The following is a 22,676-nucleotide window of genomic DNA, read 5'->3' as shown; positions in this document are numbered from 1 at the left end:
CTTTTGCAGTAACTTGTCAGAACTTAGAAATGAACATTCAGTTTGAATGTTGATTTCTGACTTTTGTCAGATCGTTCTTTAAAAATTCGGATATGTGATAGAAATAGACTGAACACCAGTTTCACTGCTGGTGGATCAGGCTAAGGTAAAATTTGTGAGTTCTGCTCGAAAGAGCAACATGCGAATTTTCGGCGAATGTCGTCTTCACAGTATAACCAGATTGCTTGGGGTTATATGGTCAAGTGAAGAAGCGCATACGGTGGATGCCTTGGCAGTCAGAGGCGATGAAAGACGTGGTAGCCTGCGATAAGCTTTGGGGAGTCGGCAAACAGACTGTGATCCAGAGATCTCTGAATGGGGGAACCCACTCAGCATAAGCTGAGTATCTTGTACTGAATACATAGGTGCAAGAGGCGAACCAGGGGAACTGAAACATCTAAGTACCCTGAGGAAAAGAAATCAACCGAGATTCCCTTAGTAGTGGCGAGCGAACGGGGACCAGCCCTTAAGTTGGTTTGAGATTAGTGGAACGCTCTGGAAAGTGCGGCCATAGTGGGTGATAGCCCCGTACACGAAAATCTCTTATCAATGAAATCGAGTAGGACGGAGCACGAGAAACTTTGTCTGAACATGGGGGGACCATCCTCCAAGGCTAAATACTACTGACTGACCGATAGTGAACCAGTACCGTGAGGGAAAGGCGAAAAGAACCCCGGAGAGGGGAGTGAAATAGATCCTGAAACCGTATGCGTACAAGCAGTGGGAGCCTACTTTGTTAGGTGACTGCGTACCTTTTGTATAATGGGTCAGCGACTTATATTCAGTGGCGAGCTTAACCGAATAGGGGAGGCGTAGCGAAAGCGAGTCTTAATAGGGCGTTTAGTCGCTGGGTATAGACCCGAAACCGGGCGATCTATCCATGGGCAGGTTGAAGGTTAGGTAACACTGACTGGAGGACCGAACCGACTACCGTTGAAAAGTTAGCGGATGACCTGTGGATCGGAGTGAAAGGCTAATCAAGCTCGGAGATAGCTGGTTCTCCTCGAAAGCTATTTAGGTAGCGCCTCATGTATCACTGTAGGGGGTAGAGCACTGTTTCGGCTAGGGGGTCATCCCGACTTACCAAACCGATGCAAACTCCGAATACCTACAAGTGCCGAGCATGGGAGACACACGGCGGGTGCTAACGTCCGTCGTGAAAAGGGAAACAACCCAGACCGTCAGCTAAGGTCCCAAAGTCATGGTTAAGTGGGAAACGATGTGGGAAGGCTTAGACAGCTAGGAGGTTGGCTTAGAAGCAGCCACCCTTTAAAGAAAGCGTAATAGCTCACTAGTCGAGTCGGCCTGCGCGGAAGATGTAACGGGGCTCAAACCATGCACCGAAGCTACGGGTATCACCTTTGGTGATGCGGTAGAGGAGCGTTCTGTAAGCCTGTGAAGGTGAGTTGAGAAGCTTGCTGGAGGTATCAGAAGTGCGAATGCTGACATGAGTAACGACAATGCGAGTGAAAAACTCGCACGCCGAAAGACCAAGGTTTCCTGCGCAACGTTAATCGACGCAGGGTTAGTCGGTCCCTAAGGCGAGGCTGAAAAGCGTAGTCGATGGAAAACAGGTTAATATTCCTGTACTTCCAGTTATTGCGATGGAGGGACGGAGAAGGCTAGGCCAGCTTGGCGTTGGTTGTCCAAGTTTAAGGTGGTAGGCTGAGATCTTAGGCAAATCCGGGATCTCAAGGCCGAGAGCTGATGACGAGTTGCCTTTAGGCGACGAAGTGGTTGATGCCATGCTTCCAAGAAAAGCTCCTAAGCTTCAGATAATTGGGAACCGTACCCCAAACCGACACAGGTGGTTAGGTAGAGAATACCAAGGCGCTTGAGAGAACTCGGGTGAAGGAACTAGGCAAAATGGCACCGTAACTTCGGGAGAAGGTGCGCCGGTGAGGGTGAAGGACTTGCTCCGTAAGCTCATGCCGGTCGAAGATACCAGGCCGCTGCGACTGTTTATTAAAAACACAGCACTCTGCAAACACGAAAGTGGACGTATAGGGTGTGACGCCTGCCCGGTGCCGGAAGGTTAATTGATGGGGTTAGCGCAAGCGAAGCTCTTGATCGAAGCCCCGGTAAACGGCGGCCGTAACTATAACGGTCCTAAGGTAGCGAAATTCCTTGTCGGGTAAGTTCCGACCTGCACGAATGGCGTAACGATGGCGGCGCTGTCTCCACCCGAGACTCAGTGAAATTGAAATCGCTGTGAAGATGCAGTGTATCCGCGGCTAGACGGAAAGACCCCGTGAACCTTTACTATAGCTTTGCACTGGACTTTGAATTTGCTTGTGTAGGATAGGTGGGAGGCTTTGAAGTGGGGACGCCAGTTCTCATGGAGCCATCCTTGAAATACCACCCTGGCAACTTTGAGGTTCTAACTCAGGTCCGTTATCCGGATCGAGGACAGTGTATGGTGGGTAGTTTGACTGGGGCGGTCTCCTCCCAAAGAGTAACGGAGGAGTACGAAGGTGCGCTCAGACCGGTCGGAAATCGGTCGTAGAGTATAAAGGCAAAAGCGCGCTTGACTGCGAGACAAACACGTCGAGCAGGTACGAAAGTAGGTCTTAGTGATCCGGTGGTTCTGTATGGAAGGGCCATCGCTCAACGGATAAAAGGTACTCCGGGGATAACAGGCTGATACCGCCCAAGAGTTCATATCGACGGCGGTGTTTGGCACCTCGATGTCGGCTCATCACATCCTGGGGCTGAAGCCGGTCCCAAGGGTATGGCTGTTCGCCATTTAAAGTGGTACGCGAGCTGGGTTTAGAACGTCGTGAGACAGTTCGGTCCCTATCTGCCGTGGACGTTTGAGATTTGAGAGGGGCTGCTCCTAGTACGAGAGGACCGGAGTGGACGAACCTCTGGTGTTCCGGTTGTCACGCCAGTGGCATTGCCGGGTAGCTATGTTCGGAAGAGATAACCGCTGAAAGCATCTAAGCGGGAAACTTGCCTCAAGATGAGATCTCACTGGGATCTTGAATCCCCTAAAGGGCCGTCGAAGACTACGACGTTGATAGGTTGGGTGTGTAAGCGCTGTGAGGCGTTGAGCTAACCAATACTAATTGCCCGTGAGGCTTGACCATATAACACCCAAGCAATTTGCTTCTGCAGATTGTGGTGGTGAAGACGAAAGAACCGAAAGTTCGCAACATCACAACTATCGCATATCCGAATTTGCTGGGCTGTCCATCTGGACATTCTGGCTACAGAATTTCTTGACGACCATAGAGCATTGGAACCACCTGATCCCATCCCGAACTCAGTAGTGAAACGATGCATCGCCGATGGTAGTGTGGGGTTTCCCCATGTGAGAGTAGGTCATCGTCAAGATTCATTTCGCAAAACCCCTATCTGCGTAAGCAGGTAGGGGTTTTGTCTTTTCTGGCTTTTACAGATCCCGGACTCGGCGGCTAGCCGTGATATCGTTCCCCATCAGCCCGAACTGCCTTCCAGAGAACCATCAATGGCCAACCCGACTTCACTCCATCCCGGCTTCATGATCGTGCACGGCAATCGCCTGGACGACTTGCGCAGCCTGGTGGTGAGCTGGATGCGGCGCTATCCGCTGGCCCCCCTGGAAAACGAAATCGCCCTGGTACAAAGCAATGGCATCGCCCAGTGGCTCAAGCTGGCCTTGGCCGAGGACCCGCTCGAAGATGACCAGGGTGGTTGTGGGATCGCTGCTGCCATCGAAGTGCAGTTGCCGGGCAGCTTCATGTGGCAGCTGTACAGAAAAGTCCTCGGGCGTGACGAGATTCCAGAGGTTTCCTTGCTCGACAAGGCCCCGCTGACCTGGCGACTCATGCGTTTGCTGCCAGCGCTGATCGAGCGCACGCATTTCGAACCGTTGCGACGCTTCCTCACCGACGACGGTGATCTACGCAAACGCTATCAGCTGGCAGAGCGCCTGGCTGACCTGTTCGACCAGTATCAGGTCTATCGTGCCGACTGGCTCAAGGATTGGGCTGCCGGCCAGCACGTCCTCAATACGGCCCGTGGCGAACGCAAACCCCTGGCACCTGGCAACCGCTGGCAGGCCGAGCTGTGGCGGGCCTTGCTCGAGGATGTAGGTGAACAAGGCATGGCCCAGAGCCGTGCAGGGGTGCACCAGCGATTCATCGAACGGATCAACAGCCTTGAGCAACCCCCTGCGGGTCTGCCTTCACGGGTAATCGTATTCGGTATCTCATCGCTGCCTGCCCAAGCGTTGGAGGCACTGGCAGGTCTTGCGCGGTTCAGCCAGGTATTACTGTGTGTGCACAACCCTTGTCGCCATCACTGGGCGGACATCGTCGCCGACAAGGACCTGCTGCGCCACCAGTACAAGCGCCAGCAGCGCAAGCAGGGCATGCCCGCGCAGTTGGATGACGAGTCCTTGCACCAGCACGCCCACCCCTTGCTTGCCGCCTGGGGCAAACAGGGCCGCGACTACATCAACCTGCTCGACAGTTATGATGACCCAGGCAGCTACCAGGGCGCATTCAGCGATGGACGCATCGACCTGTTCAGCGAAAGCGAGCCGGCAACACTGCTCAAGCAGCTGCAGGACGATATCCTCGAACTGCGCCCGCTTGCTGAAACCCGTGAGCTGTGGCCTGAGGTCGATCTGGCGCAAGACCGCTCCGTGCGCTTCCACATCGCCCACAGCCCACAACGCGAAGTAGAGATCCTGCACGACCAATTGTTGGCCCGCTTCAGTGCCGACCCCACCCTGCGCCCACGTGACGTCATCGTGATGCTCCCGGCAATCGACAACTATGCACCGCATATCCGTGCCGTTTTCGGCCAGCTACAGCGCAACGACCCGCGTTACATACCCTTCACCCTGACCGATCAGGGCCAGCGCGGGCGTGATCCATTGTTGATTGCCCTGGAGCATCTGCTCAAGCTGCCAGACAGCCGTTTCGCCGTCAGCGAAGTGCTCGATCTGCTGGACGTACCGGCTGTACGAACGCGTTTCGGGATCCGCGAAAGCGACCTGCCCACGCTGCACCGCTGGATCGAGGGCGCCGGTGTCCGTTGGGGGCTCAATGCCGAGCAGCGAGCGTCCCTGGGCCTGCCCGAAGGGCTGGAGCAGAACAGCTGGCGGTTCGGCCTGCGGCGTATGCTGTTGGGTTATGCCGTGGGTATGGGGGAGGGCTGTGACGGTATCGAACCTTACGACGAAATCGGCGGCTTGGATGCTGCGCTGATCGGCCCGTTGGTGGCCTTGCTCGACGCCCTAGATGTGGCCAACCATGCCCTCTCTCAGCCAGCCACTGCGGCCCAGTGGGGCGAGCGACTGAACGCGCTGTTGCAAGTGTTCTTCCTGGCAGAAGGCGAGCACGACGAATTCCTGCTCATGCAACTGCAGGAGCTGCGCGATAGCTGGCTACAGGTGTGCGAGACCGTAGGCTTGCAGGACTTGTTGCCCCTCACGGTCATACGCGAGGCGTGGTTGTCGGGCCTGGATCAGGGCAAGCTGTCCCAGCGTTTTCTTGCAGGTTCGGTAAACTTCTGCACCCTCATGCCGATGCGTGCCATCCCGTTTAGAGTGGTCTGCCTGCTTGGCATGAACGATGGCGATTACCCGCGCGCCCAGCAGCCGCTGGACTTCGACCTGATGGCCAGTGACTACCGCCCCGGCGACCGCTCGCGCCGCGAGGATGACCGTTACCTGCTGCTCGAAGCGTTGTTGTCCGCGCGCGATCAGCTGTACATCAGCTGGGTCGGCCGGAGCATCCGCGATAATAGCGAGCGCCCGGCATCTGTGCTCATAGGCCAACTGCGCGATCACCTGGCGGCAGGTTGGCGCCTGGCCGGTGGCAGCGGCAGCCAGCAAGCGGGCGAGCAGTTGTTGCATGCGTTGACTCAAGAGCACCCGCTGCAGCCCTTCAGCCCGCGTTATTTCCAGAAAGGCAGCGCGTTGTTCAGTTATGCCCATGAATGGCAGCTGCTGCACCAAGTCTGCGATGAGGCTAAACAGGCGGATGTTGGCCTGCCGGCTTACAGCAGCGATGAAGCCCTGACCCTTACGCAACTGCAGGACTTTCTGCGTCATCCGGTGCGTCACTTCTTCAGCCAGCGCCTGAAAGTGTTCTTCGAGGCGCTGGAGGCGCCGACGCCGGATGAGGAGCCGTTTGTCCTCGATGCCTTGCAGCGCTATAGCGCCAGTGAAAGCCTGCTCGGCGCGGCGCTGGCCGAGCCGGAAAACGCCGAGCAGGCGCTGCAAGCCCAGGCGCGCCGGCTGCAGGCGTGCGGCATGCTGCCGTTGGCCGGGTTCGGCGAGCTTCTGCAGGCAGAGCTGATCCAGCCGCTGCCCGATCTGCTGCAACGCCATCGCCAATTGTTGCAGCGCTGGCCCAACGTGGTCGAGGGCGCACTGCCGATCCATTTCGAGCATGGCAGCCATCGCCTGGAGGGTTGGCTTGGCCGGGTGTATCAGGCCGATGACCAAAGCCTGTTGAGCATCACCACGGTGCCCAACACCATCAGCGCCGGGCGTCACAGCCTCAAGTGGCACCGGCTGATCGCCAGTTGGGTCATGCACCTGGCGGCGTGCGCCGAAGGCTATCCGCTGCATAGCGCCCTGTTGGCCAGCGACATCACCCTGCTGCTCGCGCCACTGCCACAACACGAAGCTGCCGAGCAGCTCGGCCATCTGCTGGTGTCACGCCAGGCCGCAATGAATGCGCCGCTGCCGGTCGCCGCCAAGACAGCGTTCGCCTGGCTGGCCCAGGACGATCCTGACAAAGCCCTCGCCGCAGCTGCCCGTGCTTACGAAGGTGATGGCCGCACCAGTTTCGGTGAGCGCAGCGAAAGCCTGGCCCTGGCCCGACAGTTCCGTGACTTCGCCGCACTCAGTGCCGACGAAACTTTTGAAGGCTGGTGCGAAACCCTGTACCGCCCGTTATTCAGCGCAGCCTGGCAGACGCTGGGCAACCCGGAGAGTGGCGCATGACCCAGGTCCGTCCCCTGGCACTGAGTTTCCCCCTGCATGGCAGCCAACTGATCGAAGCCAGTGCCGGTACCGGCAAGACGTTCACGATTTCGGCGCTTTATCTGCGGCTGATCCTCGGCCATGGCGGCGAGTGCGCTTTTGGCCGCGAGTTGTTGCCACCGCAGATCCTCGTGGTGACCTTCACCGATGCGGCCACCAAGGAACTGCGCGAGCGTATTCGCGCGCGCCTGGCCGAAGCTGCACGCTTCTTTCGCGGCGAGTTACAGGAAGCCGACCCGCTGCTGCACCAGCTACGTGACGATTACCCACCCGAGCACTGGCCGCGCTGCGCCAACCGCCTGGAGATCGCCGTACAGTGGATGGACGAAGCGGCAGTCTCGACCATTCATGGCTGGTGCCAGCGCATGCTTCGCGAGCATGCCTTCGACAGCGGCAGCCTGTTCACCCAGAGCCTGGAAACCGACCACAGCGACCTGCTTGGCCAGGTCATGCGCGACTACTGGCGGCGGTTCTGCTACGGCATGCACGGCGAGGCCCTGGGCTGGGTGCGTAGCCATTGGGGCAACCCCGATGCATTGTTGCCCAGGATCCGCCCCCTGTTTGGTCGCGTGCGTGCGCAGCTGGATGAGCAGGAACCGCAAGCGCTGATTGATGCAGCGCTGCTGCAGCGCGCCGATCAGTTGCACCAGCTTAAAGCCCCATGGGCGCAATGGGTCGAGCAGTTGCAACAGATCTGCCGGGACGCCGTCGCCGCCAAGCAGGCCGATGGCCGCAAGCTGCAGGCGCGCTTCTTCGAACCCTGGTTCGACAAGTTACGCGCCTGGGCTGCTGATGAGCAGATAGTGGAACTTGACCTTGGGACTGGCTTTACGCGCCTGACTCCAGCAGGCATGGCCGAAGCCTGGAAGGTCGGTGAGCCTCCAGATCACCCAGCGCTGCACGCCATGCAAGACCTGCCACAACAGCTGCAGGCTCTGGCAAGCCCCGATGCACGCCTGCTCGAACACGCCGCTGTCTGGGTTTCGGCGCGCTTCGAGGTGGAAAAGCGCCGCCGCGCCGAAATGGGCTTCGATGACATGCTGCTGCGCCTGCAACATGCGTTGGCCAGTGAAGCCGGCGAGAGATTGGCAGGCCTGATTCGCGAACAGTTCCCGGTAGCCCTGATCGACGAATTCCAGGATACCGACCCGGTTCAATACGGCATCTTCGAGCGCATCTACCGCATCAGCGAAAATCGTGAGGAAACCGGCCTGTTCATGATCGGCGACCCCAAGCAGGCCATCTATGCCTTCCGGGGCGCCGACATTTACACCTACCTGTCCGCGCGGCGCGCCACCGCCGGGCGGCTGCACAGCCTGGACACCAACTACCGTTCCAGCGAGGCCATGGTGGCCGCTGTCAACCGGGTGTTCCTGCAGGCTGAAGCCCGTGAGCAAGGGTGGGGCGCCTTCCTGTTCCGAGAAGACGATGACAACCCGTTGCCGTTCATCGAGGTGCGCGCCAAGGGGCGCAGCGAACGCCTGCTGATCGACGGCCAAGCCATCGCGGCCCTGCAGTGCTGGCAACTGGAAAGCGACGACCCCGTCTCCAGCACACTGTACCGGCAGCAACTGGCGGCCAGTTGCGCCAGCCACATCGTCGCCCTGCTCAACGGTGCCCAGCGCGGCCAGAGCGGTTTCAGCAAGGCTGACGGTGAGCTGCGCCCGTGCCTGCCCTCTGACATCGCCATCCTTGTACGCGACGGCCATGAAGCGCAGCTGGTGCGAGCCGAGCTTGCCGCCCGTGACGTTCGCAGCGTGTACCTGTCCGACAAGGACTCGGTTTTCGCCGCCCAGGAGGCGCATGACTTGCTGGCCTGGCTCAAGGCCTGCGCCGAGCCGGACTCCGAGCGTCTGCTCAAGGCAGCCTTGGCCAGCCTGACCCTGGACCTGTCGCTGGCCGAACTGGACCAGCTGAACCAGGACGAGCGGGTCTGGGAAGACTGGGTAATGCGTTTTCGCCGCTACCGCGACACTTGGCAGCGCCAGGGCGTACTGCCGATGTTGCGGCACCTGCTGCACGACTTCCAGTTGCCGCGTACGCTCATTGCCCGCAGCGATGGCGAGCGGGTGTTGACCAACCTGCTGCACCTGGCCGAGCTGCTGCAGCAAGCGGCGGGCGAACTGGACGGCGAACAAGCGTTGATCCGCCATCTGGCCGAGCACCTGGCCAATGCCGGGCAGGCCGGTGAGGACCAGATCCTTCGCCTGGAGAGTGATGAACAACTGGTCAAGGTCGTGACCATCCACAAGTCCAAGGGCCTGGAATACCCCTTGGTCTACCTGCCGTTCATCTGCACCAGCAAACCGGTCGACGGTAGCCGCCTGCCGCTGGCCTGGCACGACAGCCAGGGCAATGCGCAGATGACCCTGACCCCCGACCCGGCACAGATTGCCCTGGCCGATGATGAACGCCTCGCTGAAGACCTGCGCCTGCTCTACGTGGCCCTCACACGTGCCCAGCACGCATGCTGGCTGGGCGTCGCCGACCTCAAGCGCGGTAACCAGAAAAGCTCGCAGCTGCACCGTTCCGCGCTCGGCTATCTGCTTGGCGGCGGAGTGCCACTGCAGGGCTCGGAACAACTGGCGGACTGGCTGCAGAGCTTGCAGGCAGGCTGCCCGTACATTGCCTGCCCCGGCCTGCCGGAGGCTGACGAAGTGCGCTACTGCTCGCCCCATGCCGAACGCGAGCTGCTGCCTGCACGCAAGCCTCGTCGCGCAGCGGCGGAGCATTGGTGGATCGCGTCGTACAGCGCCTTGCGGGTGGGTGAACAGACACTGGGGGGCGACAGTTCCCAGGCCCAGCAGTTGCTCGACGATGAGGGGATCGATGCTCAACTGCCCCGAGAGGTGCCCGCCGACAGCGGCGACATTCACCGCTTCCCGCGCGGGCCGAACCCCGGCACCTTCCTCCATGGTTTGCTTGAGTGGGCCGGGCGCGAAGGCTTCGCCGAGGTCGCTGCCAACCCCAAACTGATCGAGCGCACCGTCGGCCAGCGCTGCAACCGGCGCGACTGGACCGGCTGGATCCCGACGCTCAGCCAATGGTTGCAGCAACTGCTGAACGAGCCACTGCCGGCCCGTGACATGAGCCTGACGTTGGCGCAGTTGCAGCACTATCAGATAGAAATGGAATTCTGGTTCGCCAGTCATCAGGTCGATGCAGAGCAACTGGACCGGTTGGTCGCCCGCCACACCCATCCAGGCGCAGCGCGCCCCGCTGCTCAGCCGACACTGCTCAACGGCATGTTCAAAGGCTTTATCGACCTGGCGTTCGAGCTCGATGGCCGCTACTACGTGGCCGATTACAAGTCCAACTGGCTTGGCCCGGATATCCAGGCCTATGACACGCTGGTCATGGAAAAGGCGATCCTGGAGCACCGCTACGACTTGCAATACGTGCTTTATCTGCTGGCCCTGCATCGCCAGCTGCGTGCACGGCTGCCCGATTACGATTACGACCTGCATGTGGGCGGTGCGCTGTTCATCTTCTTGCGCGGAGCCAGCAGCAGCGGCCACGGCGTGTACTTCGTCAAGCCGCCACGTGAGTTGATCGAGGCGCTCGATGCGCTGTTCCGTGGCGTTCACGCGCCTCAACAACAGGACCTGTTCGCCGGAGCTGCGCCATGAGCCGCACCCTTGATGACCTCTTGCCTACCCCATTGAACGCAGAGCACCTGCTGACGCTGGCGCCACAACGCAACAGCGCAGACCTACTGCAACTGCTCGACCGCTGGGTTGAGCGCGGCTGGTTGCGGGCTTTGGACCGGGCTTTCGTGTCCTTCCTGGAAGAGCGCGCACCCGGCAGCGATCCGCTGTTGCTGCTGGCCGCTGCGTTGGCCAGCCATCAACTGGGCCACGGGCATGTCTGCCTGGACCTGCAGCAAACCCTTGCCGAGCCGGATTTCGCCCTGTCGCTGCCGCCGGAGGGCGATGCTTTGGCAGGCCCGTTGCTGCTACCGTCGCAATTGCTCGCCAACCTCGACCTGCACACCTGGCGCGAGCGCATTGCCGCCAGCCCCCTGGTTGCAACTGGCAATACCCCTGGTCATAACGCCCGGCCATTGGTGATCAGCGGCGAGCGCCTCTACCTGCGCCGCTACTGGAGTTATGAGCGGCAGATAGACGAAACCCTGCGCCAGCGCCTGAGCCAGGACGAGGCCACGCCCGCGGACCTGCCTGCACGCCTTGCGCAGTTGTTCGACGAAGGCGCTCTGGCAGGCCAGGTCGATTGGCAGAAACTGGCCTGTGCCCTGGCCACCCGCGCCGGCTTCAGCATCATCACCGGGGGGCCGGGCACCGGCAAGACCACCACGGTAGTGCGCCTGCTGGCCTTGCTGCAGGCACCTGCAGTCGAGCAGGGCAGGCCTCTGCGCATTCGCCTCGCAGCGCCCACCGGCAAGGCTGCAGCACGCCTGACCGAATCCATTGGTCAGCAGGTCGAGCGCTTGCAGGTGAGTGCCGATGTCCGCGGGCAGATTCCTACCGATGTCAGCACCGTGCACCGGCTGCTCGGCAGCCGTCCGGGGTCGCGGCACTTCCGCCACCATGCAGGCGACCCGCTGCCGCTGGATGTGCTGGTGGTGGATGAAGCGTCGATGATCGACCTCGAAATGATGGCCAACCTGCTCAATGCCTTGCCCCCAAAAGCCCGGTTGATCCTGTTGGGGGACAAGGACCAGTTGGCCTCGGTCGAGGCGGGCGCGGTGCTCGGCGACCTGTGCCGGGATGCCGAAGAGGGCTGCTACTCACCCGCTACCCAGGCATGGCTGGAGCAGATTGGCGGTCAGTCGCTGGCCGACAGTGGCCTGAAGGCCGGCGACGCGCAACGCAACCCATTGGCCCAGCAGGTGGTGATGCTGCGTTTTTCCCGGCGCTTTGGCGAAGGCAGCGGCATCGGCCAGCTGGCGCGCCTGGTCAACCGCCAGCAAGCCCAGGCGGCCCGCGACCTGTTGACCATGCCCCCGGCCGATGTATTCGGCCTGGCCCTGCGCGGCGAGCACGACCGCGCCTTTGATCGGCTGATACTGGACGGTCTGAACCGCGGCGCTGAGGGGCCACAAGGCTATCGTAGCTATCTGCGTACCATTGGCCGCCATCGTCCAGCGCCTGGTAGTGCTTTCGACGACCCGCACTGGGAGCAGTGGGCTGGCAAGGTGCTGCGCAGCTTTGAGGACTTCCAGTTGTTGTGCGCGGTGCGCAAGGGCGCCTGGGGGGTTGAAGGCCTTAACGAGCGAGTAGCGCGGGTGCTGCACAGCGCCGGGCTGATCGACAGCCAGCAGCCTTGGTACGAAGGGCGCCCGGTACTGGTGACGCGCAACGACTACGGCCTGGGCCTGATGAACGGTGACATCGGCATCGCCCTGCGCTTGCCGGACGAGCAGGGCGAGCCTTTGCTGCGCGTGGCCTTCCCACGCAACGACGGCAGTGGCGGGGTGCGTTTCGTGCTGCCCAGCCGGCTCAACGAGGTGGAAACGGTGTTCGCCATGACCGTTCACAAGTCCCAGGGCTCTGAGTTCAGCCACACCGCGCTGGTACTGCCCGATGCGCTCAACCCCGTGCTGACCAAGGAGCTGGTATACACCGGTATAACCCGGGCCAAGCATTGCTTCAGCCTGGTCGAGCCACGCCAGGGCATCTTTGAAGAAGCGGTGGCACGCAAGGTACGGCGTATTTCCGGGCTGATGCTCGAACAGGTGTGATGCACTGCTGTAGGAACTGCCGTGTGCCGCGAAAGGGCGCTCGCACCGCAATGATGGCGTTGCGCTATCGTTGAGCCGCGGCCAACGAGGCCTTTGAGCTGACTGCCAGAACCTCAGAGCAGCGGGCGCAAAGTGTGGCCAAGGTGTGCTTCCACAACTACATCGAAGGCAGTGGAAAGCGTGGGGCCGGTTTGCCGGCGATGGGCTGCACAGCAGCCCCATCACTCCTGAGCGAAACGCATCTCACGCGTTTGCCCCATCAACAACGGCGCATTCGCCTCCGTCACCCCACGAATGTACTCCCACAGCAAGGTAATGCGCTTCAACTTGCGCAGATCCTCCCGGCAATACATCCAGAATTGCCGCGTCACCTCGATCTGCTCAGGCAGCACCGTGACCAATCGCGCATCCTGCGCCGCCAGGAAACACGGCAAGATCGCCAACCCTCGCCCCTGCAACGCCGCCGTGTACTGTGCAATCACGCTGGTACTGCGAAGGTGCGCGCTGGCGTTGGGAATCAGGTTGGCCAGGTACAGCAGCTCTGAGCTGAACGCCAGGTCATCCACATAGCTGATGAACGGATGGCCAACCAGGTCGCTGACCTGGTTGATCGGCGCATGGTTGTCCAGGTAATCCTGGGTCGCATACAGCCGCAGGCGATAGTCGCACAGCTTGCAGCACACATAAGGCCCATGCTCGGGCCGCTCCAGGGCGATGACGATGTCCGCCTCGCGTTTGGAGAGGCTTATGAAGTGCGGCAGCGGCAGGATATCCACCGATATCGCCGGGTAGGCATCGACGAAATGGCTCAGCTGCGGGGTAACGAAAAAGCTGCCGAAGCCTTCGGTACAGCCCATGCGCACATGGCCCGACAACGCCACACCTGAACCGGACACCTGTTCGCAGGCCATGTGCAGCGTGCTTTCGATCGACTCCGCATAACCGAGCAAGCGCTGCCCCTCGGCGGTCAGGACAAAGCCATTGGTCCGCGATTTTTCGAACAGCAACGTGCCCAGCGCGCCTTCCAGTGAAGTGATGCGCCGCGACACCGTGGTGTAGTCCACGCTCAGGCGTTTGGCGGCGCTGCTGGCCTTGCGGGTGCGGGCCACTTCGAGGAAAAACTTCAGGTCGTCCCAGTTGAGCGCGCTCAGGGAGGTGAGATCTTTTTGCATGTTGATCCGGTTTTTTTGTGCGTTCTTGTTGGATGTTTGCACATCTATACTCGAAAAAAGCCCCATGACGCCACCTCGCGTTTGCACGGCGCTGGCGATCTCGTCCTGACAATAATTCCAAGGAGAACGCAGATGAACGCACCCCAATCCCCCGACCAGACCAAGGTCGAGCAGGTCAAGCTGCTGATCGACGGCCAGTGGGTCGAGTCGAAAACCACCGAATGGCGCGACATCGTCAACCCGGCCACCCAGCAGGTGCTGGCGCGAGTGCCGTTCGCCACCGTCGAAGAAGTGGATGCCGCCGTGGCTGCTGCCGAGCGCGCCTTCAAGACCTGGCGCGACACCCCGATCGGCGCACGCATGCGCATCATGCTCAAGCTGCAGGCGTTGATCCGCGAACACAGCAAGCGCATCGCCCAGACCCTGAGCGCCGAGCAGGGCAAGACCATTGCCGATGCCGAAGGTGATATTTTCCGCGGCCTGGAAGTGGTCGAGCACGCCGCGTCCATCGGCACCTTGCAGATGGGCGAGTTCGCCGAAAACGTCGCCGGCGGTGTCGACACCTACACACTGCGCCAACCCATCGGTGTGTGCGCCGGCATCACCCCGTTCAACTTCCCGGCGATGATCCCTCTGTGGATGTTCCCGATGGCCATCGTCTGCGGTAACACCTTCGTGCTCAAGCCGTCCGAGCAGGACCCGCTGTCGACCATGATGCTGGTCGAGCTGGCGCTGGAAGCCGGCGTGCCGGCCGGTGTGCTGAACGTGGTGCACGGCGGTAAGCAGGTGGTGGATGCGATCTGCACACACAAGGATATCAAGGCGATTTCCTTCGTCGGTTCCACCGAAGTCGGCACCCATGTGTATAACCTGGGCAGCCAGCACGGCAAGCGCGTGCAGTCGATGATGGGCGCGAAGAACCACGCCGTGGTCCTGCCCGATGCCAACCGCACCCAGACCATCAACGCCCTGGTCGGCGCAGCGTTCGGCGCGGCGGGTCAGCGCTGCATGGCCACCTCGGTGGCGGTGCTGGTGGGCAAGGCGCGTGAATGGCTGCCGGACATCAAGGACGCGGCCAGCAAGCTCAAGGTCAACGCCGGTAGTGAGCCGGGCACCGATGTCGGCCCGGTGGTCTCCAAGCGCGCCAAGGAGCGCGTGCTGGGCCTGATCGAGAGCGGTATCAAGGAGGGGGCCAAGCTCGAACTCGACGGCCGCGACGTGAAAGTGCCGGGCTACGAGCAAGGCAACTTTGTCGGCCCGACGCTGTTCTCCGGGGTGAAGACCGACATGCAGGTTTACACTCAGGAAATTTTCGGCCCGGTACTGGTGACCCTGGAAGTCGACACCCTCGACGAGGCCATCGCCCTGGTCAATGCCAACCCGTTCGGCAACGGTACCGGCCTGTTCACCCAGAGCGGCGCGGCGGCGCGCAAGTTCCAGAGCGAAATCGACATCGGTCAGGTCGGCATCAATATTCCGATCCCGGTACCGGTGCCGTTCTTCAGCTTCACCGGTTCGCGTGGCTCCAAGCTCGGTGACCTTGGCCCGTACGGCAAGCAGGTGGTGCAGTTCTACACTCAGACCAAGACCGTTACCGCCCGCTGGTTCGATGACGACAGCGTCAATGACGGTGTGAACACCACCATCAGCCTGCGCTAAGGAGATCGCCATGCGTATCGCATTCATCGGCCTGGGCAATATGGGTGCCCCCATGGCCCGCAACCTGATCAAGGCCGGGCACCAGCTGAACCTGTTCGACCTGAACAAGACCGTACTGGCCGAGCTCGCCGAACTGGGCGGGCAGGTCAGCGCCTCGCCCAAGGAAGCGGCAGCCAGCAGCGAACTGGTGATCACCATGCTGCCGGCCGCGACCCATGTGCGCAGTGTCTACCTGAACGACGACGGCGTGCTGGCGGGCGTGCGCCCGGGCACACCGACCGTGGACTGCAGCACCATTGATCCGCAGACTGCGCGCGAGGTGTCCAAGGCCGCTGCGGCCAAAGGCGTGGACATGGGCGATGCGCCGGTTTCCGGCGGCACCGGCGGCGCGGCGGCCGGCACACTGACCTTCATGGTCGGCGCCAGCACTGAACTGTTCGCCACGCTCAAGCCGGTGCTGGAACAGATGGGCCGCAACATCGTGCACTGTGGCGAGGTCGGCACCGGGCAGATCGCCAAGATCTGCAACAACCTGCTGCTGGGCATCTCGATGATCGGCGTGTCCGAGGCCATGGCGCTAGGCAATGCGCTGGGCATCGATACCAAGGTGCTGGCGGGCATTATCAACAGCTCGACAGGGCGTTGCTGGAGTTCCGACACCTACAACCCGTGGCCGGGCATCATCGAAACCGCCCCGGCATCACGCGGCTATACCGGCGGGTTTGGCGCCGAGTTGATGCTCAAAGACCTGGGGCTGGCTACCGAGGCTGCGCGTCAGGCGCATCAGCCAGTGATTCTCGGTGCTGTGGCCCAGCAGCTCTATCAGGCAATGAGCCTGCGGGGTGAGGGTGGCAAAGATTTCTCGGCGATTGTCGAGGGGTACCGCAAGAAGAATTGACGAGCGAGGTGGACTTCATCGCGGGCCGGGCGGCCTTCCCTCTGTAACTGCGCACCAGAGGGAAGGGCACTTGCTCCGCGATTTTTTTGTCTGTTGAGGCCCTTCGCCGGGGACAACAAACAACACGTTGGATCAGGCGAAAACGAAATACTTGCGTACCGTCTCAACCACTTCCCAAGTCCCTTTCATCCCAGGTTCGATCACGAACACATCACCCGCCTTCAGGTGCTTGGGCTCCTCACCTTCCGGAGTGATGATGCAATAGCCATCGAGGAAGTGGCAGAACTCCCACTTCTCGTAGTTGACCTCGAATTTGCCCGGTGTGCAGATCCAGGTGCCCATGATCTTGCTGCCGTCGGCCGACAGGTAGGCATTGAGGTTGACGGTGTGTGGATCGCCGCCGATGCGCTTCCACTTGGTGGCGTCCACGACCGGCGTCGGGCAGGTTTCGCGCAGGACGGTAATGAAATCGGACATGGCACAACTCCTGTGACTGGCTGAATGACTCGACACCATAGGGCCATTGGCCGAGCCGCAGTTGCCTGGGCTCGACGCTCAGGTGCCTGACTGCGCTATGCGCATGCGTGTGGGGATGAGCGTTCAGGCCTTTGCCAGCCGCTCGACCAACCCGGCCGCATAGCCCGGCAACCCCGCAAAATCCCGTGCGCACAGCCGCAAGCGGCGATTCGCCCAATCCTCGCGCAGCGCCACCCAGTGCAGCGGCAACAGGCCTTCCCAGCGCTTCACTGCCGCCAGCGGCACCACGCCAACCCCGGCGCCACCCGCAACCATGCGGATCACCCCGTCAAAGCCTTCGGCGCGCACCCGTACGCGCATGCGCCTACCTTCGCGCAGGGCCTGTTCCTCCAGATACAACGCCAGGGCGCTGTTCGCACCGAGCCCGACATGCCCGTGGGCAAGGCTGTCGATGAAGCTTGGGGCAGGCTTCGAGCTGAGGGGGTGAGCCAGCGGTGTGATCAGCGCTAGCGGGTCGTCTCGAAACGGTCGGGTTTGCAGGTGCGTGCTGGGCGCAGCGGTGGAGATGATGCCCAGGTCGGCCATGCCTTGGGTGATCGACTGCACGATCCTCAGGCTCGGCATTTCCTGCACGTCGACGCTCACGCCAGGGTTGTCGGCCAGATACCCGGCCAGCAGCTCCGGCAGGTATTCGGTCAGCGCCGCCGTGTTGCACAGCAGGCGTACCTGGCCCTGCTGCCCCTGAGCGTACTGGCCCAGGTCGAACTGCAGGCGTTCGACCTGCTGGCCGATCAACCGCGCATGCTGAAGCAGCGCCTGGCCAGCCGGGGTCGGTTGCACACCGCGGCGGTTGCGTTCCAGCAACGCAGTACCGAGTGAGGCTTCCATGGCGCGGATTCGCGCACTGGCAGCAGGCAGCGACAGGTGGCTGCTGCGGGCCCCGGCCGTGATGTTGCCGCACTCCAGGGTGTGCCGGAACAGCGTGAGATCAATCAGGTCGAAATGCATCAGCCTCTGTCCTGGCGAGAGTCAGGGTGAGTATATGGCAGATTTTCAGCCACTGCGGTGCACGCCATGATGGTGGTCATGAATAACCTGATCGCTTTCTATCAACATATCGGGCCGGCCTTGTCCCTGCTGGTAATCGTGACTTTCGTGCTGGCTGGCGCGGTAAAAGGCGTGATCGGCCTGGGCCTGCCGACCATTGCGATGGGGCTTTTGGGCCTGGCTATGCCTCCGGCGCAGGCTGCCGCCTTGCTGATCGTGCCATCGACCATCACCAATCTCTGGCAACTGGCGGCGGGCGGCCATCTGTCGGCGTTGCTGCGGCGTCTTGGGCCGATGCTCGCCATGATTTTCATCGGCACGCTGGTCGGCAGTGCCTGGTTGGGGATCAACAGTGGCCCATGGGCGGCGCACGCGTTGGGCGCGGCGCTGCTGGTGTATGCGGTGTATGGCTTGATCGGGCCTGGCCTGCGGCTGGCGCCGGGCAGGGAAGGGTGGCTGGGACCAGTGTGCGGGGGGGTGACCGGCATCGTGACTGCCGCCACGGGTGTATTCGTGATGCCCGCAGTGCCCTACCTGCAGAGCCTTGGCCTGAGCCGAGACGAAATGATCCAGGCATTGGGCCTGTCGTTCACCGTCTCGACCGTGGCGCTGGCCCTGGGGCTGGCCGGGCAAGACGCCCTGGGCAGCCAGGCACTGGGCGCTTCATTGCTGATGCTGGCGCCCGCGCTGCTGGGCATGCTGGCTGGCCAGTGGTTGCGGCAGCGCATCAGCGCCGAGCTGTTCAAACGGTGCTTCTTCATCGGCCTGGCCGCGCTGGGCGGCCATCTGCTGATCAACGGCTAGCGGAGGACGCACTGAGCATTTCGATCAGCTGGATATCGAAGTCGCGCTCCAGGTAGTCCATACGTTTTTCGAAGAACTCGACCATATGCGGCAGGGCCGAATGCACGTCCAACGCTGCTTTGTTGGCCCACACCTCAAAGAATACGAACAGGCTCGGGTCTTCCTTGTCGCGCAGCATGTGGTATTCGATGCAGCCAGGCTCATTGCGGCTCGGTTCAACGTAAGCACGGAACAGGGTATCGAAGGCGTCGGCCATTTCCGGACGGGTCTTTGCCTTGAGAATGAAGGCGTATTGCTCGCTCATTGATCACAACTCGTTGGTGGAGGGTGAAGCGATTCTAAGGCAATAATAAGCTTCGTATTCGTGACTTATGGTCAATTGTATTTTGCCCCGCTCACCCTGTATCCCGTGACCCTGAATCGCTAATCTGCCGGCCATTGATTCTTGACTTGAGGTCAGCATGAAAAAGATTCTCCTGCTCAATGGCGGTAAACAATTCGCCCATTCCGAAGGTCGCCTTAACCAGACTTTGCACGACGCCGCCCTTGCTCATCTCGACCGAGCCGGTTTCGACGTGCAGCAAACCTTCATCGACGCGGGCTACGACGTGCAGGCAGAGGTGGCGAAGTTCCTCTGGGCCGATGTGGTGATCTACCAGATGCCGGGCTGGTGGATGGGCGCACCCTGGACCGTGAAGAAATACATCGACGAAGTCTTCACAGCAGGCCACGGCAGCCTCTACGCCAACGACGGCCGGACTCGCTCGGATGCTTCGCAGAAGTACGGCAGCGGCGGTCTGGTGCAGGGCAAGCAGTACATGCTGTCGCTGACCTGGAACGCACCGCAGCAGGCCTTCGACGACCCGAGCGATTTCTTTGAGGGCAAAGGGGTGGATGCAGTGTATTTCCCGTTCCACAAGGCCAATGAGTTTCTTGGCATGACCGGCCTGCCGACCTATCTGGCAGTCGATGTGATGAAGCGCCCGGATGTGCCGGCTGCATTGGCAGCTTATGAGGCGCATCTGAATAAAGTGTTCGGCATGGCTCAGTAAGTGGCTTTCAATAGTGCCGCTTCGCGCCCCCTTGCATAGAGGCCGATCAGCCGCTATCAATCACGGCATATCATTGTCAGGCCAATCCTGTGAAAACCCGATCCGAAGAACTCCAGGTATTCGTCGCCGTCATCGACTGCGGTTCGATTTCCGCTGCCGCCGAGCAACTGGGGCAGACCCCTTCGGCGGTCAGCCGCACATTGTCGCGCCTGGAGGCAAAGCTGGGCACTACGCTGGTCAATCGCACCACCCGGCGCATGGACCTGACCGAAGAAGGGCGCTTCTTCCTGGAACGCTCACGGTTGGTGCTCGAGCAGATGAATGACATGGAAGAGCGCCTGTCGATGAACCGCCAGACGCCTTCCGGGCGCCTGCGCATCAACGCCGCAGCGCCGTTCATGCTGCACGCGATCTTGCCGTGGATCGGTGAATTTCGCAGCCAGTACCCCGACATCGAGTTGGAACTGAACACCGATGACCTGATCATCGACCTGCTGGAGCAGAGCACCGACGTCGCGATCCGCATCGGTGAGCTGGCCGACTCCAGCCTGCACGCCCGTTCGCTGGGCTGCAGCCCGGTGCAGGTACTGGCAAGTCCGGCGTACCTTGAGCGGCACGGTACACCGCAGCATGTCGAAGACCTGAACCATCACTGCCTGCTCGGTTTCAGCCAGCCCGAGTCACTCAACCAGTGGCCGCTGCGCCATGCCCAAGGGGACCGCTGGGCGATCCGCCCGGCGCTGATCGCCTCCAGCGGCGAGACCCTGCGCCAGTTGGCGCTGGCCGGGGAGGGTATCGTCAGCCTGTCGCACTTCATGACCCACGAGGACATCCGCACCGGCCGCCTGCAGGTCATTCTGAGCGAGGCCAACAACGGCTACCGCCAGCCGATCCACGCTGTTTACTACCGCAACACGCAACTGGCCCTGCGCATCCAGTGTTTCCTCGACTTCATCCAGCGCAAACTGGCGATGTACGCCTGCTGAGTTGCCTGAACGCGACAAATCCTGTCCAAGGGCGGCGAAACTTCCTACATGTGATTGCACAGTCGAGACGCTTCGGCCTTACTGAGTGATCAACAAAAACAACACCAAGGAAGTGTCATGCGTATTGTCCTGTTCCAGTCCATGGCCCTCGGCGCCGCGATCTTGAGCTGTTCATCGGCCTATGCGGTAACCCTGGAGGGTGGCGCGGTGGCCGCGCCCGATCAATATGGCGCACAGGTAGCCGCCGACATCCTGAAAAAAGGTGGCAACGCGGTGGATGCAGCAGTGGCCACCGCCTTCACTCTGGCGGTGACCTACCCTGAGGCCGGCAACATCGGTGGCGGCGGTTTCATGACCCTGTTCGTCGACGGCAAGCCGTATTTCCTCGACTACCGGGAAGTGGCGCCCAAGGCCGCGACCCGCAACATGTACCTGGACGAAAAAGGCGAGGTGATCGAGAACCTCAGCCTGGTCGGCGTGCGCGCAGCCGGCGTGCCCGGCACGGTGATGGGCCTGTGGGAAGCGCACGAGAAATTCGGCAAGCTGCCCTGGAGCGAGCTGCTGACCCCCGCGATCGGCTATGCGAAAAACGGCTTCAAGGTTGCCGAAAAGCAGTACCAGTATCGCAATGACGCGCAGGGCCTGTTCAAGACCGCGACCAACTTCAACGACTATTTCGGCACCATGAAGGTGGGCGAGTTGTTCAAGCAGCCAGAGATGGCCCAGACCCTCGAACGTATTGCCGACAAGGGCGTGAGCGAGTTCTACCAGGGCAAGACCGCCGACCTGCTGGTGGCGCAGATGCAGGCTGACAAAGGCCTGATCACCAAAGAAGACCTCAAGGACTACAAGGCCGTCTGGCGTGAGCCCATGGCCCTGAGCTGGCGCGGCAATGTGGTCTACACCGCGCCACCGCCAAGCTCGGGCGGCGTTGCACTGGCCCAGTTGCTGGGCATCAAGGAAGACCGTGCGGCCGATTTCAAAGGCGTGGCGCACAATTCGGCGCAATACATTCACCTGCTGGCCGAGATCGAGAAGCGCGTGTTCGCCGACCGCGCCGACTACCTGGGCGACCCGGCCTTCACCAAGGTGCCGGTAGACCAGCTGATCGCCAAGGATTACCTGGCCAAGCGCGCCGCGCAGGTCAACCCCAAGGCCATTTCCGCGACCGAGGATGTCAAACCGGGCCTGGAGCCGCACCAGACCACGCACTTCTCGATCGTCGACAAACAGGGTAACGCGGTCAGCAATACCTACACCCTCAACCTCGACTACGGCAGTGGTGTGGTGGTCAAGGGCGCGGGCTTTTTGCTCAACGACGAAATGGACGACTTCAGTGCCAAGCCGGGCGCAGCCAATGCCTTTGGTGTAGTGGGCGGTGATGCCAACGCTATCGAGCCGGGCAAGCGCATGCTGTCGTCCATGAGCCCGAGCCTGATGACCCGCGATGGCAAGGTTGCACTGGTGATCGGTACGCCCGGCGGCTCGCGGATCTTCACTTCGATCTTCCAGGTGATGAACAACCTGTACGACTACGGCATGCCCCTGGACAAGGCCGTGGCGGCGCAGCGTGTGCACCACCAGTTGTTGCCCAAGGACACCATCTACTTCGACAGCTACGCACCGCTGAGCGGGCCGGTAGCCGACGACCTGAAGAAGATGGGTTACGTGCTGGAGGATCAGGGCTGGGAGATGGGGGATATCCAGGCGATCCGGGTGAACGGGGCGAAGCTTGAGACGGCTTCGGATCCGCGTGGGCGCGGGGTGGGGATGGTCGTTAAATAATCGGCTGTCAGCTCTACCATCATCACCGGCAAGCCGGCTCCTACTGATATCGCGCAGCCTCGAGCCTTGCG

Annotated in this window: 13 protein-coding genes and 2 rRNA genes; 11 read left to right on the top strand and 4 right to left on the bottom strand. The window is 61.3% G+C overall.

What is annotated here, in order from left to right:
* Positions 1–236 precede the first annotated feature (236 nt).
* The 5 genes from ACMGGN_RS18370 (at position 237) to recD (ending at position 12,725) form a co-directional block, all read left to right on the top strand.
* Positions 237–3,128: ribosomal RNA gene (locus tag ACMGGN_RS18370) — 23S ribosomal RNA — on the top strand.
* Positions 3,129–3,259: 131 nt separating this feature from the next.
* Positions 3,260–3,375: ribosomal RNA gene (rrf, locus tag ACMGGN_RS18365) — 5S ribosomal RNA — on the top strand.
* 133 nt (positions 3,376–3,508) lie between these two features.
* On the top strand, positions 3,509–6,985 hold the full coding sequence (gene recC / locus ACMGGN_RS18360) for an exodeoxyribonuclease V subunit gamma (protein WP_414156169.1): 3,477 nt from the start codon (positions 3,509–3,511) through the stop codon (positions 6,983–6,985).
* The gene (gene recB / locus ACMGGN_RS18355; RefSeq protein ID WP_414156168.1) at positions 6,982–10,653 is read left to right on the top strand and encodes an exodeoxyribonuclease V subunit beta; all 3,672 of its coding nucleotides are present in this window, start codon (positions 6,982–6,984) and stop codon (positions 10,651–10,653) included. Before recC ends, recB begins: the two co-directional genes overlap by 4 nt.
* On the top strand, positions 10,650–12,725 hold the full coding sequence (gene recD, locus ACMGGN_RS18350) for an exodeoxyribonuclease V subunit alpha (RefSeq protein ID WP_414156167.1): 2,076 nt from the start codon (positions 10,650–10,652) through the stop codon (positions 12,723–12,725). The genes recB and recD overlap by 4 nt, the downstream gene beginning before the upstream one ends.
* Positions 12,726–12,946: 221 nt before the next feature.
* On the opposite strand, the gene ACMGGN_RS18345 is transcribed toward recD, so the two are convergent.
* Positions 12,947–13,897 carry a LysR family transcriptional regulator gene (locus ACMGGN_RS18345; protein WP_115273563.1) on the bottom strand — a complete coding sequence of 317 codons (951 nt, stop codon included), beginning with the start codon at positions 13,895–13,897 and terminating at the stop codon, positions 12,947–12,949.
* A gap of 132 nt (positions 13,898–14,029) precedes the next feature.
* Between ACMGGN_RS18345 and ACMGGN_RS18340 the strand changes: the two genes are divergently transcribed.
* Positions 14,030–15,556, top strand: coding sequence for a CoA-acylating methylmalonate-semialdehyde dehydrogenase (locus tag ACMGGN_RS18340; RefSeq protein WP_115273564.1), 1,527 nt, complete (start codon positions 14,030–14,032; stop codon positions 15,554–15,556).
* Positions 15,557–15,566: 10 nt separating this feature from the next.
* Entirely contained in the window at positions 15,567–16,454 is an 888-nt protein-coding gene (gene mmsB / locus ACMGGN_RS18335) for a 3-hydroxyisobutyrate dehydrogenase (protein WP_174142287.1), read from the top strand.
* A gap of 132 nt (positions 16,455–16,586) precedes the next feature.
* Here the strand turns inward: mmsB and ACMGGN_RS18330 are convergent, their stop codons facing one another.
* Together ACMGGN_RS18330 and ACMGGN_RS18325 are read right to left on the bottom strand one after the other, a co-directional pair.
* Complete coding sequence (locus tag ACMGGN_RS18330; protein ID WP_003258412.1) at positions 16,587–16,931, bottom strand: cupin domain-containing protein; 345 nt, start codon at positions 16,929–16,931, stop codon at positions 16,587–16,589.
* 123 nt (positions 16,932–17,054) lie between these two features.
* Entirely contained in the window at positions 17,055–17,939 is an 885-nt protein-coding gene (locus ACMGGN_RS18325; protein ID WP_119688267.1) for a LysR family transcriptional regulator, read from the bottom strand.
* Between the two features lie 78 nt (positions 17,940–18,017).
* Between ACMGGN_RS18325 and ACMGGN_RS18320 the strand changes: the two genes are divergently transcribed.
* On the top strand, positions 18,018–18,782 hold the full coding sequence (locus ACMGGN_RS18320) for a sulfite exporter TauE/SafE family protein (protein WP_204919666.1): 765 nt from the start codon (positions 18,018–18,020) through the stop codon (positions 18,780–18,782).
* Here ACMGGN_RS18320 and ACMGGN_RS18315 read toward each other — a convergent pair.
* The gene (locus ACMGGN_RS18315; protein ID WP_046784702.1) at positions 18,772–19,086 is read right to left on the bottom strand and encodes a putative quinol monooxygenase; all 315 of its coding nucleotides are present in this window, start codon (positions 19,084–19,086) and stop codon (positions 18,772–18,774) included. The genes ACMGGN_RS18320 and ACMGGN_RS18315 overlap by 11 nt on opposite strands.
* Positions 19,087–19,243: 157 nt before the next feature.
* On the opposite strand from ACMGGN_RS18315, the gene ACMGGN_RS18310 reads away from it, so the two are divergent.
* From ACMGGN_RS18310 to ggt, 3 genes are all read left to right on the top strand, one after another.
* On the top strand, positions 19,244–19,834 hold the full coding sequence (locus tag ACMGGN_RS18310; protein WP_046784703.1) for an NAD(P)H-dependent oxidoreductase: 591 nt from the start codon (positions 19,244–19,246) through the stop codon (positions 19,832–19,834).
* Between the two features lie 89 nt (positions 19,835–19,923).
* Entirely contained in the window at positions 19,924–20,820 is an 897-nt protein-coding gene (locus ACMGGN_RS18305) for a LysR family transcriptional regulator (RefSeq protein WP_125923829.1), read from the top strand.
* 117 nt (positions 20,821–20,937) lie between these two features.
* Positions 20,938–22,605, top strand: coding sequence for a gamma-glutamyltransferase (gene ggt / locus ACMGGN_RS18300; protein WP_119688268.1), 1,668 nt, complete (start codon positions 20,938–20,940; stop codon positions 22,603–22,605).
* The last annotated feature ends 71 nt before the right edge of the window (positions 22,606–22,676 follow it).

This window comes from Pseudomonas sp. BNK-30, from assembly GCF_047456185.1.
In the GTDB taxonomy this organism is placed as follows: Bacteria; Pseudomonadota; Gammaproteobacteria; order Pseudomonadales; family Pseudomonadaceae; genus Aquipseudomonas; species Aquipseudomonas putida_E.
This window is presented reverse-complemented; position numbering and strand designations above follow the sequence as displayed.

Coding starts and splice junctions, on each gene's coding strand:
- ACMGGN_RS18325 (WP_119688267.1), bottom strand. CDS start 17,939: ATGCATTTCGACCTGATTGATCTCACGCTGTTCCGGCACACCCTGGAG.
- ACMGGN_RS18345 (WP_115273563.1), bottom strand. CDS start 13,897: ATGCAAAAAGATCTCACCTCCCTGAGCGCGCTCAACTGGGACGACCTG.
- recC (WP_414156169.1), top strand. CDS start 3,509: ATGGCCAACCCGACTTCACTCCATCCCGGCTTCATGATCGTGCACGGC.
- ACMGGN_RS18340 (WP_115273564.1), top strand. CDS start 14,030: ATGAACGCACCCCAATCCCCCGACCAGACCAAGGTCGAGCAGGTCAAG.
- recD (WP_414156167.1), top strand. CDS start 10,650: ATGAGCCGCACCCTTGATGACCTCTTGCCTACCCCATTGAACGCAGAG.
- recB (WP_414156168.1), top strand. CDS start 6,982: ATGACCCAGGTCCGTCCCCTGGCACTGAGTTTCCCCCTGCATGGCAGC.
- ACMGGN_RS18310 (WP_046784703.1), top strand. CDS start 19,244: ATGAAAAAGATTCTCCTGCTCAATGGCGGTAAACAATTCGCCCATTCC.
- ACMGGN_RS18320 (WP_204919666.1), top strand. CDS start 18,018: ATGAATAACCTGATCGCTTTCTATCAACATATCGGGCCGGCCTTGTCC.
- mmsB (WP_174142287.1), top strand. CDS start 15,567: ATGCGTATCGCATTCATCGGCCTGGGCAATATGGGTGCCCCCATGGCC.
- ACMGGN_RS18330 (WP_003258412.1), bottom strand. CDS start 16,931: ATGTCCGATTTCATTACCGTCCTGCGCGAAACCTGCCCGACGCCGGTC.
- ACMGGN_RS18315 (WP_046784702.1), bottom strand. CDS start 19,086: ATGAGCGAGCAATACGCCTTCATTCTCAAGGCAAAGACCCGTCCGGAA.
- ggt (WP_119688268.1), top strand. CDS start 20,938: ATGCGTATTGTCCTGTTCCAGTCCATGGCCCTCGGCGCCGCGATCTTG.